General features: G+C 64.9%; 11 protein-coding genes and 2 pseudogenes. 9 read left to right on the plus strand and 4 right to left on the minus strand.

Annotation, left to right across the window (positions count from 1 at the left end):
* The 5 genes and pseudogenes from WA904_RS10710 to WA904_RS10730 form a co-directional block, all read left to right on the plus strand.
* Positions 1-265, plus strand: a pseudogene (locus WA904_RS10710) (biotin--[acetyl-CoA-carboxylase] ligase); the annotation flags it as partial.
* Positions 259-963 (plus strand): SPOR domain-containing protein, encoded by a 705-nt coding sequence (locus WA904_RS10715; RefSeq protein WP_425197110.1) that lies wholly within the window; start codon positions 259-261, stop codon positions 961-963. The pseudogene WA904_RS10710 and the gene WA904_RS10715, both read left to right, overlap by 7 nt.
* A 252-nt stretch (positions 964-1,215) precedes the next feature.
* On the plus strand, positions 1,216-1,794 hold the full coding sequence (locus WA904_RS10720; protein ID WP_425197111.1) for a DUF4142 domain-containing protein: 579 nt from the start codon (positions 1,216-1,218) through the stop codon (positions 1,792-1,794).
* Positions 1,795-1,918: 124 nt separating this feature from the next.
* The gene (locus WA904_RS10725; protein WP_425197112.1) at positions 1,919-2,338 is read left to right on the plus strand and encodes a response regulator; all 420 of its coding nucleotides are present in this window, start codon (positions 1,919-1,921) and stop codon (positions 2,336-2,338) included.
* A gap of 71 nt (positions 2,339-2,409) precedes the next feature.
* Complete coding sequence (locus tag WA904_RS10730) at positions 2,410-3,699, plus strand: MFS transporter (RefSeq protein ID WP_425197113.1); 1,290 nt, start codon at positions 2,410-2,412, stop codon at positions 3,697-3,699.
* Between the two features lie 11 nt (positions 3,700-3,710).
* Here the strand turns inward: WA904_RS10730 and ligD are convergent, their stop codons facing one another.
* Together ligD and WA904_RS10740 are read right to left on the minus strand one after the other, a co-directional pair.
* On the minus strand, positions 3,711-6,281 hold the full coding sequence (gene ligD, locus WA904_RS10735; protein ID WP_425197114.1) for a DNA ligase D: 2,571 nt from the start codon (positions 6,279-6,281) through the stop codon (positions 3,711-3,713).
* Positions 6,282-6,308: 27 nt separating this feature from the next.
* Positions 6,309-6,491, minus strand: coding sequence for a DUF3606 domain-containing protein (locus WA904_RS10740; protein ID WP_425197115.1), 183 nt, complete (start codon positions 6,489-6,491; stop codon positions 6,309-6,311).
* A 363-nt stretch (positions 6,492-6,854) separates the two neighbouring features.
* Here WA904_RS10740 and WA904_RS10745 point away from each other — a divergent pair, with 363 nt between their 5' ends.
* The gene (locus WA904_RS10745) at positions 6,855-8,027 is read left to right on the plus strand and encodes an NAD(P)/FAD-dependent oxidoreductase (protein ID WP_425197116.1); all 1,173 of its coding nucleotides are present in this window, start codon (positions 6,855-6,857) and stop codon (positions 8,025-8,027) included.
* 22 nt (positions 8,028-8,049) lie between these two features.
* Here WA904_RS10745 and WA904_RS10750 read toward each other — a convergent pair whose 3' ends face one another.
* Positions 8,050-8,430, minus strand: a complete 381-nt coding sequence (locus tag WA904_RS10750; protein WP_425197117.1) for a nuclear transport factor 2 family protein — start codon at positions 8,428-8,430, stop codon at positions 8,050-8,052.
* A gap of 230 nt (positions 8,431-8,660) precedes the next feature.
* On the opposite strand from WA904_RS10750, the gene WA904_RS10755 reads away from it, so the two are divergent.
* On the plus strand, positions 8,661-11,408 hold the full coding sequence (locus WA904_RS10755) for a PAS domain S-box protein (protein WP_425197118.1): 2,748 nt from the start codon (positions 8,661-8,663) through the stop codon (positions 11,406-11,408).
* Positions 11,409-11,552: 144 nt separating this feature from the next.
* Here WA904_RS10755 and WA904_RS10760 read toward each other — a convergent pair whose 3' ends face one another.
* Positions 11,553-11,978, minus strand: coding sequence for a YybH family protein (locus WA904_RS10760; protein WP_425197119.1), 426 nt, complete (start codon positions 11,976-11,978; stop codon positions 11,553-11,555).
* 150 nt (positions 11,979-12,128) lie between these two features.
* On the opposite strand from WA904_RS10760, the gene WA904_RS10765 reads away from it, so the two are divergent.
* On the plus strand, positions 12,129-12,434 hold the full coding sequence (locus tag WA904_RS10765; protein WP_425197120.1) for a hypothetical protein: 306 nt from the start codon (positions 12,129-12,131) through the stop codon (positions 12,432-12,434).
* Positions 12,435-12,584: 150 nt separating this feature from the next.
* A pseudogene (locus WA904_RS10770) lies at positions 12,585-12,845 on the plus strand (IS21 family transposase); the annotation flags it as partial.

Consider the following 12,845-nt stretch of genomic DNA (forward strand, 5'->3'; position numbering starts at 1 on the left):
GCGTGTGGCGGCCCCGCTGGTGCAGGCGGTGCAGGCCTTCGGCCTGTTCGGCTTCACACCCTTCCAGGCGCGTTTCGGTGCACGCGACGCGCTCGCGGGGCGCGTGGTGAAGCTCTCCGACGGCACCCAGGGCGTGGCCCACGGGGTCGGCGAAAACGGCGCGCTGCTGGTGCATACTGCGGCTGGCATGAAAGAAATCACCAGCTCCGAAGTCAGCGTCCGGCCCGTGGCGCCCTCCAACCCAGGCAGCTCGCGCGCATGCTGAGGCTGCTGGTGTTGCTGCTGGCGCTGGCCAATATCGGCTACTTCGCCTGGACCCAGGGTGCGCTGGCTCCACTCGGCCTGGTGCCCAGCGTGCAAACCGAGCCCCAGCGCATGACAACGCAGATCCGGCCCGACGCCATCCGCCTGCTGACGCCCGAGGAAGCCAGGGAAATCGAAGACAACGCCGCCGTCCCACGCCGACCGGCTTCAGGAGCCAGCGACGCGGTGTCGTCGGCCGACACACCCGCCGCTGAATGCCTGCAGGCCGGCCTCTTCAATGAGCAGCAGACGGCCGTGCTGCGCACCAGCCTGCAAAGCGCGCTGCCCGCCGGCAGCTGGCAGTTCGAAAGCAGCGTCGAGCCGGCGCGCTGGATTGTCTACATGGGCAAATACACCACCGAAGAGGCCATGGCCAAAAAACGCGGCGAGCTGCGCCAGCTCGGCGTGGCTTTCCGCACCGTCAACAACGAAGCCCTCGTACCCGGGCTGGCGCTGGCCAGTTTTCCGCTGCAGGCCGACGCCGAAAAAGAACTCGCACGCGTCGCCGCCAAGGGCGTGCGCACCGCGCGCGTGGCGCAGGAGCGCGCCGAGACGCGCGGGCAGATCCTCAAGCTCGCCGCCGTCGATGCCGGCCTGCGCGCGCAGCTCGACACGCTCAAGCCGCAGCTTGAAGGCAAGGCCCTGCGCGCCTGCCCCTAGCACCGGGCCGATACCGGGGCCAGATTCACTCCTTTTTTGATAGCTGCTTGCGCCCGCTGCATAAGGGCTGATGCCACTTTTTGCCTGAAACTTTCTGCAGCATCCTGCGCGGCTTGTCCTACAGCCTCACCCGGCGAGCACTGGCGCCGCGCAGCCCCCTGACGGGTGAGCCTTAAGCCATCAGCTCCGCGTCCCCTCGCGCCTGCCCGGCGCAATGTGGCGGCCGCTCGCCCGTTCAAGGAGTTCTCCCCCATGTCCTTCAACCGCCTTTTTCACCGTTTCCATCCGCTGCCGTGGCAGGCCATGTTCTTCGCCGCTGTGTCGGCGCTGGCCCTGGCCGCGGCGCCCGTTTCGGCGCAAGGCACAGGCACCGCCATCGGCAGCCTGGCAGAGCCGGCGCACCCCGACCAGCCCTTGCTCGAAAACCTGGCGCAGGCCAGCATTGCCGAGATCGAGGCCGGAAAAACAGCGCTTGAAAAATCGGCCGATCCGCAAGTCCAGAAGTTTGCGCAGCAATTGATCGAGGACCACAGCGCCGCCCTCAAGGACATCGAGCAACTGGCCCTGAGCAAACGCATGACCATCCCCAAGGACGCGAGCATGCAGCACAAGGCCAGCGGTACCGAGCTGAAGCTGCAAACCGCCGCTACCTTCGATGGGCAGTACATGCGCCAGGCCGGCGTCAACGACCACGCGCAAACGCTTGCGCTGTTGCAAAAAACCCAGCGCGAAGCCCGCGACCCCCAGGTGAAAGCGCTGGCCGCCAGGCTGCAACCCACCATGCGGCAGCACCTGAACACCGCCCGTCAGATGGTCGCCCAGAAGAAGTAGGAAGACGGCTGCCAGGGGCCGAACCAGGCGTTTGTCAGACCAGTCCTACACAGCAAAAGGTCCGCAGACGACCAACGCCGCAGGCCGGGCTGGGCTACCGTGTTGGGTCGATCAAAGGACTCTAATGTTGCTCAGCACATTTCTTGTCGAGGACAAGGCCGAAATACGCGACACCGTGGTCGAGGCCATGGAAGAAATAGCCCCCCTCCGGTTCATCGGCCACGCCGCCGGCGAGACTGCAGCCAGGCAATGGTTGCGTGCCTGCAACGAGGACTGGCAGCTGGCCATTGTCGACCTGTTCCTCACCGAGGGCTCGGGGTTTGGCGTGCTCCGCGACTGCCAGTCCCGCAAGCCCAGCCAAAAGGTGGTGGTGCTGACCAGCTACAAGCACCAGAACATCACCGACCGCTGTCTGCAGCTCGGCGCCGACAAGGTGTTCGACAAATCCGCCGACCTGGAAGAACTGGTGGCCTTCTGCAAGGAATACGCCGCCAGCCTGGACGGCCTGCTGCTGCAGCCGGCCCCGGCCGGCACCTTGCACTGAAGCTTTCGCGCGCCTCGGCCCGCCCATGGCAAGCCCGGTGAAACACGGCCCGGTCGTGTACCCTCACCGCCATGACCGCCGCCGTACCGCCTTCCACCCCACCCGACGCCTTCGATGCGTCCACCTCGCCCGCCCTGCCGGACCCCCGCGCCATGCCCGCGCGCGCCATCTGGGTCATGCTGTTTGCGCTGGTGTCCGCGTTTTCGCTGAGCCAGGCCTTCCGTACCGTGGCCGCCATCATGGCCGCACCGCTGCAGGCCGACTTCGGCATCAACGCCCAGGCGCTGGGTCTGTTTGCCGGCGCCTTTCACTTTGCCTTCGGCACCATGCAGCTGTTCATGGGCATAGGCATTGACCTGCACGGCGTGCGGCGCACCGTGCTCACCGCCTTTCCCATCGCCATCGCCGGCGCGGCGCTGTCGGCCCTGTCCACCAGTTTCAACATGCTGCTGGCCGGGCAGGTGCTCATCGGCATCGGCTGCGCGCCGACTTTCCTGGTGTGCACGGTGTTTATTGCGCGGCACCTGCCGGCGCACCGTTTCGCCGCCATCTCGGGCCTGGCCATGAGCCTGGGCGGCATCGGCCTGCTGCTCACCGGCACGCCGCTGGCCTGGCTTATCGAAGCCAGCTCCTGGCGCATGGGCTTCTGGGTGCTGGGCGGCTGGGGCGTGCTGGCCTGGGTGCTGATCTGGGCGCTGGTGCACGAGCCGGCACACCCCCTGGACGCCACCAGAAAAAAGGAATCCGTGGGCCAGGCACTCGCCGGCTTTGGCGCGCTGTTCACGCTGCCGCACACCTGGGGCATCCTGCTGCTGGCCAGCGTGTGTTACGCGTCTTTCGTTTCACTGCGTGGCCTGTGGCTCGGGCCCATGCTGATCGAGCGGCACGGTTTTTCGCTGGTGCAAAGCGGCAACGTGGCGCTGGTCATGTCACTGGTGTCGCTGGCCGGCCCGCCGCTGTTCGGCCGCTTCGACCCCGGCCCCGCCACGCGCCGCCGCTGGATCGCCGGCTTCACGCTGCTGCTGGCCGGCCTGTTCGCCGGCTTTGCCTTCACGCACAGCCCGCTCATCGACGTGGCCGCGCCCATCGCCATCGGCCTGCTCTCGGGCTACATGATCCTGCAGTATTCCGATGTGCGCGCCGCCTACCCGGCGGCCATGACCGGCCGGGCACTGTCGGTGTTCACCATGGCCATGTTCATGGGCGTGGCCACCATGCAGTGGTTCACCGGCATCGTCGCCTCCTGGGCCACGGCGCGCGGCGTGGAACCTTTCACGGCCGTGCTGGCCAGCATTGCCGCGCTACTGGCACTCGGGGCGCTGGCGTTCACCGCGCTGCCCAAACCACCCCCACCCGCCTGAAGGACGCGGGCCTATTTCGGCGCGTAACGGTAGTCCAGCTTTTTCATCGCCGCCGTGAGGCTCTGGGCCGATTTCGCATGGGCCTTCCACGGTTCGTTGCCTTCATCGAGCCGGGTCTGCACCGTGCGAATGGTCCACTGGCTCGCACTCTGAAGGCCGGCCAGTTCGCCCCACGCCAGCGGTACTGAAATCCCCATGCCCGGGCGCGCCCGCGCCGACCAGGCGCTGACCGTGGTGGAGCCGATGCCGTTGCGCAGGTAGTCGATGAAAATTTTCCCGACCCGGTTCTTCGGCCCGCTCTTGGCCACGAAGAGCTGCGGAATCGTCTGCGCCAGGTGCCGTACGATGGCTTCGGAAAACCCGCGCACCGCCTCCCAGTCATGCACGCGGCGCAGCGGCACCACCACATGCAGACCCTTGCCGCCGCTGGTTTTCAGGAAAGAGGTCAGGCCCAGCTGCTCCAGGAAGGCATGCATCAGCTCCGTCCCCTGCACGATCGCGGGCCAGCCCACACCTTCGCCCGGGTCCAGGTCAAAAATCATGCGGTCTGCGCGCTGCAGCGAATCGGTGCCGGTGTTGAAGGTGTGCAGCTCCACCACGTTCCACTGCGCGCCCGACAGCAGGCCCTGCTTGTTCGCCACCTCCAGCAGCGGCGGGTGGCCGGGGTAAAGCGCCGGGTCCAGCTGCTCCACGCCGGGCAGCTTGTCGGTCTCGGCGTGTTTCTGGAAAAACAGCTGGCCGGTGATGCCGGATGGCGCGCGCACCAGCGCCACGGGCCGGTCCTTCAGGTGCGGCATCATCAGCTCGCCCACCAGGTCGTAGTAGCGCACCAGCTCGATCTTGGTGATGCCGGTGCTGGGGTCAATCACCCGCTCCGGGTTGCTCACGCGCACCTTGCTTGAGAGTGCATGCGCCTGCGATTCGGTCACCTTGCCCGGCTTGGCCACCTTTTTGGCGCTGACCGGTTTTTCCCGAACAATCACCTTCGGGCTCTTGTCACTGCGCAGCCCGTGAAACACCGAGTGGCGTATGCGCCCGCTGCGCGTCCATTCGCCAAACGTCACCTCGGCCACCAGCTTGGGCTGCACCCAGTGCGGCTTGCCCGTGATGCCGGTGGCCTCGGCAAAGGGATTTTTGGTAGCAGGAATGGCGTCCAGCAAGGCCTTGAGCTCGCGCAGCCGGGCCTCGCTGAAACCCGTGCCCACGTTGCCGGCGTATTGCAGCTTGCCCTTGGCGTCATGCACACCCAGCAGCAGCGAGCCGATGCCGGTGCGGCCGCCCTGCGAGTCGGTGTAGCCGCCAATGACAAACTCCTGGCGCTGGCTGCACTTGAGCTTGATCCAGTCGGCCGAGCGGCGCGACTGGTAGGACGCATCGCGCCGCTTGGCAATCACGCCCTCCAGGCCCAGCTTGCAGGCCGAGGCGACCACGCTTTCAGCCGACGCATCGAACACCGCGCTGAAACGCAGGTTGTCCGAAGTCTTGCCGGCCAGCACCATTTCCAGCAGACCGCGCCGCGCCTCCAGCGGCACCGCACGCAGGTCATGTCCGTCAAAAAACGGCACATCGAACAGGTAATAAACAATGTTGCCCGGCCGCGAGACATCGAAGGCCAATTGCAGCGCCCCGAAGTCCGGCACACCGTCTTCGTTCAGCACCACGATCTCGCCGTCGTACCAGCCGTCGGGCAGCTTGGCCTTGGCCAGGGCCTTGTGCAGCGGCTGCAGCTTGTCCGTCCAGTCGTTGCCGTTGCGGGTGAAGAGCTGGATGTCCGCGCCTTTGATGCGGGCCAGCAAACGGTAGCCGTCGAACTTGATTTCATAAACCCAGTTCTCCGGGTCGGCCGGCGGGCCATCAACCAGCGTGGCCAGCTGCGGCGCCAGCTTCGCGGGCAACGCGGCCTTGACGGCGCCTTCCGGCAAACCGGATTTGACGGCTTTTGAGGTTTTTCCGTTTTTGGCCGTAGTGCTTTTGGCCGAAGCAGTTTTCTTTGCGGCTTTGGTTTTTTCAGCTTCCGGGCCGGGCAGCGCCTTCACGCTGTCGGGCAGCTCGTCCACCACGCTGAACTCGGCTGCGGGGCGCGCCAGCGCGTCTTTTTCCTTGATCAGCAGCCAGGGCTTCTGCTTCTCGCCACGGCCCTTCATGCGCACCAGCACCCACTTGCCCTGCAGCTTGTGGCCGTGCAGCTCGAACTTGAGGTTGCCGCTGCGCAGGCCCTTGTTCGGGTCGCCCTCCGGCTGCCAGCTGCCCTTGTCCCAGACGATGACCTTGCCCGCACCGTACTGCTTCGGCGGAATCGTGCCTTCAAAACTGGAATAGGAAATCGGGTGGTCTTCCACCTCCACCGCCATGCGCTTGTCGGCCGGGTCGTAACTCGGGCCCTTGGGCACGGCCCAGCTTTTCATGGTGCCGTCCAGCTCCAGCCGGAAGTCGTAATGCAGGCGGCTGGCCCAGTGCTTCTGCACCACGAACGACAGCGCACCGGCGCTCGCCTCACCGCCTTCGCTGGGCTCGGAGGTGAGCGCGAAGTTGCGTTTGGACTTGTAGAGCTGCAGCGCGTCTCTGGAAGCCCGTGAAGTCATGGGAAAGGGAAGGAAGAAGGGCCCAGCTTATTGGGCAGACCGCAGGCGTGTCCGCACGTCAACGAAACTGGGGCCGGCCGCCGCAACGGCAGCTTTCAGCTCTTCGGCTGAGCAACCGAGCTTTTCTGTCCAGTAGCGCAGCTCGTGAGGTTCGTGGATGTTGATGCGTGAGCTGTCGGCAGGCCCGCGCCGGGTGTTGTCGTCAGACATGATTGAATCTCCTGTTGCTGGATGACACACATGCGCCAATGTTCCCAAGGTAGCGCTGCTGCCCGGCATGCCGCGTCAGACATCGCCCCACGCCCTTGTCGGCAGGGGAGGCTTTCAGACCCGTCACAGTGTCGCGCCCGGCCGGGCCGGGCACATCAGCAAGGAAAGATTCGCTATCTTATTCATAGCTATTTGCGCCTGTCACATAAGGGCTAGCGGCCGATTTGGCTTGAAGTTTCGGCCATCATGCCCTGGGAAGCGCCGAAGAACCGCCCCACACGCCAGGCGCCCTGGCCACGTCGCCGGCCCCTCCAACACCGTTAGGATCAACCCCATCCAGGCAGATGTGGGAACAAACACAAGATGAGCCAGACCAGGCAAAAAGTCGTCATCGTCGGCGGCGGGGTGATCGGCAGCGCGCTGGCGTACTTTCTGGCGTCGCACGCGGGCTTTCGGGGCGAGATCACGGTGGTCGAGCGCGACCCGACGTACGCACAGGCTTCTTCGGCGCTGTCGGCCAGCTCCATACGCCAGCAGTTTTCGCAGCCAGTGAACATTGCGATCTCGCAGTTCGGCATCGGCTTTCTGCGCAACATCCGGCAGCACCTGGCGGTGGACGGCGAGGTGCCCGACATCGCCCTCACGGAAAAAGGCTACCTCTACCTGGCCAGCGAAGGTGGCGCAGCCACCCTGCGCGAGAACCATGCCACGCAGCAAGCGCACGGCGTCAAGGTTGCGTTGCTGGAGCCGGCCGCCTTGCAGCAGCGCTTTCCGTGGCTGCGGGTGGACGACCTGGCACTGGCGTCGCTGGGGCTGGAGGGCGAAGGCTGGTTCGACGGCTACGGCCTGCTGATGGCCTTCAAGAACAAGGCACGCAGCCTGGGTGTGCAGTACCTCAAGGCGCAGGCCACCGGCTTTGCCCACAGCCAGGGCCGCGTGAGCGCAGTGACGCTGGAAGACGGCTCGGCATTGCCCTGCGACTGGGCCGTGAACGCCGCCAGCGCCTGGGCCAGGCCGCTGCTGGCCGGCACCGGGCTGGACTTGCCGGTGTATGGCCGCAAGCGCTGCGTGTATGCGTTTTCCAGCCCCGCCGAAACGCCCGACTGCCCGCTGGTGATTGACCCGGGCGGGCTGTGGTTCCGGCCCGAGGGCCACATCTGGATCTGTGGCCTGTCACCGCCGCAGGACGACAACGACCCGCCGCTGGAAGTGGACCACGCGCTGTTCGAGGAAGCCTGGCTCACGCTGGCCAACCGCGTGCCCGGCTTTGAAGCCTTGCGCCAGCAACGCGCCTGGGCCGGCTACTACGAATACAACACGCACGACCACAACGCCCTGCTCGGCCCGCACCCGGCCTTGGCCAACCTGCTGCTGGCCAACGGCTTCAGCGGCCACGGCCTGCAACAGGCACCCGCCGTGGGGCGCGGCCTGGCCGAGTGGATATGCGAAGGCGCTTACACCAGCCTGGATTTGTCACCGCTCTCGGTGCAGCGGCTGGTGGAAGGGCGAAAGCTGCTGGAAAAGAACGTGATCTGAGCTGCCGCCGGCCGCTTGAGACTCAGGGCTGCGCAGGTACCGGCGTGCGCTGCGCCGGGTCATAAAAGAAAGTTTCCTCGGCAATACGCTCGCCTTCCCAGCGCTGCCAGGCCAGCTCTTCCATGCGTGTGGTGCTGCCGTCGGCCCACACAAAGTTGAAGATCCAGCGGATCACCACCTTGTCACCGCTGATAAAGAAGGGGCGCACACATTCGGACGTCAGCGACCTGGCCCGCGCCATCACCTTCGCCTCGCCCGCCACCAGCGTGTCGCGCCCACGGCGCGGCGCTGACTGGTTCTCCTGCATGCTTGCATCCGCTGTGTAGAACTCGGCGATGGCTTCGGTGTGGGCGTTTTGCTCCACGCGGGCGACAAAACGTTCAACGGTGTCCAGGGTAGGCATGGCGGCTTTCGGGTGACCGGTGGCATCGGCTCCGGCTTGGAGGGTGCTGTGTTTTGGCTGCCGACGGCACCACACAGCAAAGGGCGAAAGCCAATTGTAGGCATGGACTTCAAGCGCGCGCCAAGCTGTCCACAGCGGGGAAAATAGCCCATACTGCTTACATTACATCGGCAAGCGGGCGGACTGTGCCCGTGAAGACCGGCCCCGGCGAGACAACCCACAGGACACGCATGAAGCAGAACGAGGCGAAGGAGCCGCAGGTGCAGAATCTGCAGGACCGCGTGCTTGCACTGACGCAGCAGGTGCAGGACCTGCAGGAACAGCTGCAGCGCCAGGCCGCCCAGCTCGAGGTGTATGAACGTGCTGCCGCCGACCCGGCCAGCGGCCAGCAGGTCACCAGTGCCTTCGAGAATGCCGCCATCGGCATGGTGGTGCTGGGCACCGACTTCCGCCGGCTGCGCGTCAACCGGGCGTTTTGCGAGCTGCTGGGTTATTCGCAGGAAGAACTGCTGGCCCCGGGCGCCACCGACTCCACCCACCCCGACGACATGGCGGAAGACCTGCTACAGCGCAAGCGCGCGCTGGCCGGCGAGATCGACACCTACCAGCGCGAAAAGCGCTATCTGCACAAATCCGGCCGCATTGTCTGGGCCACGCTGACCTGCTCACTGGTGCGTGACGCCCAGGGCCAGCCGCTGCATTTCATCTCGCAGTTGCAGGACATCACCGAACGTAAACATGCCGAGCAGCTGTCGCGCGAAAACGAGGAGCGGTTTCGTGCGATGGTCGAGCTGTCCACCGACTGGTTCTGGGAACAGGACGAGCAATTCCGTTTTGTGCAGATCTCCGGCACGCAGACCAGCGCGGGTTCACCAGCCCGCAACAGCAGCAGCTTCGGCAAGCGGGGCCGGGAATTGCCCTATGTGAACATGGACGACAGTGTCTGGGCCGCCCACGAGGCGCAGCTTGAAAGGCACGAGCCTTTCCGCGACTTTGAAATCACCCGGCTGGACGCCAAAGGCCAGATCCGTCACCTCAGCATCAGCGGCATCCCGATTTTTGACGGCTCGGGGCGCTTCACCGGTTACCGGGGCACGGGCCGCGACACCACCGAGATGCGCCGCGCCAGCGACCGCGTGCACGCCAGCGAGCAGCAGCTGCGCGAAATCACCGACGCCATGCCGGCGCTGATCGCCTATGTCGATGCCGACCAGCGCTGCCGCTTCCACAACCGAGCCTACCAGGAGGCCACCGGCCTGCGCAGCGAAGACATCCTGGGCAAAAGCATGCGCGAGATGATGGAGCCGGCGTTCTACGAGGCATTGCGTCCCAGGGTGGAGGAGGTGTTGGCCGGCTATCCGGTGGTGTACGAGCGCAGGCAGCGCACTGCCAAGGGCGGGGTGCGCAATTACGTGGTCAATTATTTTCCGCGCTACGGCGAAGGCGCCGACGAGGGCAAGGTGGTCGGCTTTTACTCCCTGGCCACCGACATCACCGAGCTCAAGCGCATCGACCGGCTGAAAACCGAATTTGTCTCCACCGTGAGCCATGAATTGCGTACCCCGCTGACGTCCATACGCGGCTCGCTGGGCCTTGTCGCCGGCGGCATCGCCGGCAAGCTGCCCGACGCCGCCATGAAGCTGATCGACATCGCCAAGAACAACTGCGAGCGCCTGATCCGGCTGATTAACGACATTCTGGACATCGAAAAAATCGAGTCCGGGAAAATGCAGCTGGACCTGCAACCGATGACGCTGATGCCGCTGTTGGCACAGGCCATTGCCGCCAACGAAGGTTACGGCCTGGCCAACAACGTCAGCCTGACGCTGCACTGCGACGACCCGGCGCTGCAGGTGAAGGCTGAGGCCGACCGGCTCACCCAGGTCGTCACCAACCTGCTGTCCAACGCGCTGAAGTTTTCGCCCACCGGCGGCACGGTGGAAGTGCACGTGGCCAAGGCCGGGCTCGGCGTGCGGGTTGAGGTGCGCGACCATGGCCCCGGCATTCCCGAAGAGTTTCGCACGCGCATCTTCCAGAAGTTCTCGCAGGCCGACTCTTCGGACACCCGGCAAAAAGGTGGCACCGGGCTGGGCCTGAACATCTCGCGCGCTCTGGTGGAACGCATGGGCGGCATCATCGGTTTTGAAACCCGGCTTGGCGAAGGCACCACGTTTTTCTTCGAGCTGCCGCTGTGGGCGGGGCCCGCACAGGAGGCACCGCCTGCACCACGCCAGCGCATTCTGGTCTGCGAAGCAGACAGGGACGTGGCCAGGCTGATAGCCATCATGCTGGACAAAGCCGGTTTTGACAGCGACATGGCGCACAGCGCGCAGCAGGCTTCGGCGCTGCTGGCCGCCGGCAGCTACGCCGCGGTGACGCTTGACTTGCGCCTGCCCGGCCAGAGCCGCGGCGCCTTTCTCAACAGCCTGCGCCAGAACGAAGCCACCCGCACGCTACCCGTGATCGTGATCTCCACCCTGGCCGGCGACGGCCAGCTGCAACTGGAGCACACACCTTCGGCCGTGTCGGACTGGCTGACCAAGCCGATTGACGAAGGGCAACTGGTGCTGGCCATGCAGCGCGCGGTGGCCGCGCTGCACGGCCGCAAGCCGCGCATCCTGCATGTGGAAGACGACCTGGACATCCAGCACATCGCCGCAGCCATTGCGGCCGATTTCGCCACCTTTGAGTTCGCCAGCAACCTGGCCCAGGCGCGCGAGAGCCTGCGCAGCAAACCCTTCGACCTGGTGCTGCTGGACCTGGGCCTGGGCAAGGAATCAGGCTGGGACCTGGTGGAACTGATTGACAGCCTGCAGCCCCGGCCTGCGCTGGTGGTGTTTTCTGCCAGTGAAGTGTTGCCCAACGCCGGCACCCGCCCCGACGCGGTGCTGGTCAAGGCCTCGACCTCCAACGCCGAACTGCTGCAGACCATTCAGCGCGTGCTGAAGCTGCCGGCAGCGCCACTTGGCGAAGCCTGAAACCGGAATAAGCCACTAGCCCGCAACGTCAGCGCGGCTTGCGAGTTGCTCTGATATTGATAGCTGCTTGCACCCGTGGAACAAGGGCTAGGGGCCGATTTTATGCATGGCGCTCAAGGGAAGACGGTTTAACCCCTCGCCTGGCTAACCCGGTCGCTTCGCCGCCTCGACCAGCGGGTCTGCATGCCGGTGCACCAGCTTCCACGCATCGCCTTCGCGGCGAAACACTTCCGTCACCCGCAGCTGGTTCGCCACGGGCTCAGGCTCGCCCTTCATGCGGGCCTGCGCTTTCTGAATGCCCGTCCAGTAGGCGACGGTGTCGCCCGCCGCCATGTCCAGAATCTCCAGCTCGGTGGTGCTGCCCGCCTCGAACCGGCCGGCATCCTGCTGGTAGCGCGACCACACCTCCTGCGTGCCCCGCACCACCCCACCGCCGGGGCTCATGAAGGTGGCCGGTGATTCCTGCGCCACAACACGGCCCAGCGGCGCCGCATCGCCACTGACATACGCGGCCGCGACGTTCTGCCGCTCTTTCATGAAGGTTTTGAAATCCTGCTGCTGTTTGCTCATCTTGCGTCTCCTAAAAAAGATCAAGGTAAGCCCGGGGTGTTGCTAGCGATGTAGGACGAGGGATGGACGTGGAGGCGGAGAGCTCTGGCTACGGGAAAACAAGTCAACATGCCGGCGTCTGGTTTCGCTTAGCCGGTTAGCATCAGCAGCATGTACTCGCCTCGCCCCGGCTATGTCCCGCGCTCACGCATTCTGCGACTCGTCTGGTTGTCGCTGTTCACGCTGTGCCTTGCCGGTTTTGGCGCCTACGTACTGAACTACGCCATCGAAGGCTGGAACCAGGGAGCCATCAGCATCAGCGGACGAAGCGGCCGCGTACACATAGCGACGCGGGCTGGCGACCACTGGCTTCTGTTCTATGTGTGGGTGTCCTACAGCGTGATCGCCGGAGCGGGGCTCATCCTGGTGGCGCTCTACGGCTTCATCACAAGCCTGCGGCGCCAGACCGACGAATAGCTCTGGGCACTCACCAAGAACGTGACTTGGTTGCACGTTCTTGTATGTTGAATTCCATCGAAATCTGACCCACTTAGCGCAGTAATTTCCATCCAAAACTGACCCACGTAGGCACTACCCTGCTTGTTTTAAAAGCAGGAGAAATTAGGAGTGATAGACGTGGCGACATTGAATGTCATCAGGCGTTGGGCACTGCGAGATCAGATGTCCATCCGCGAGATATCAAGGCGTACAGGCCTGGCTCGCAACACAGTGAAGAAGCACCTGCGATCGGAAGAGAGCGAGCCCAGCTACCAAAGGCGGGCAACCCCAAGCAAGCTCGATCCCTACGCCGAGAAGCTGGCCACCTGGCTAGTCATCGAGGCAACAAAATCGCGGAAACAGCGGCGCACTTTGAGGCAGATCCACACA

The sequence above is a fragment of the Polaromonas sp. genome (assembly GCF_049790275.1).
GTDB lineage: Bacteria > Pseudomonadota > Gammaproteobacteria > Burkholderiales > Burkholderiaceae_C > Polaromonas.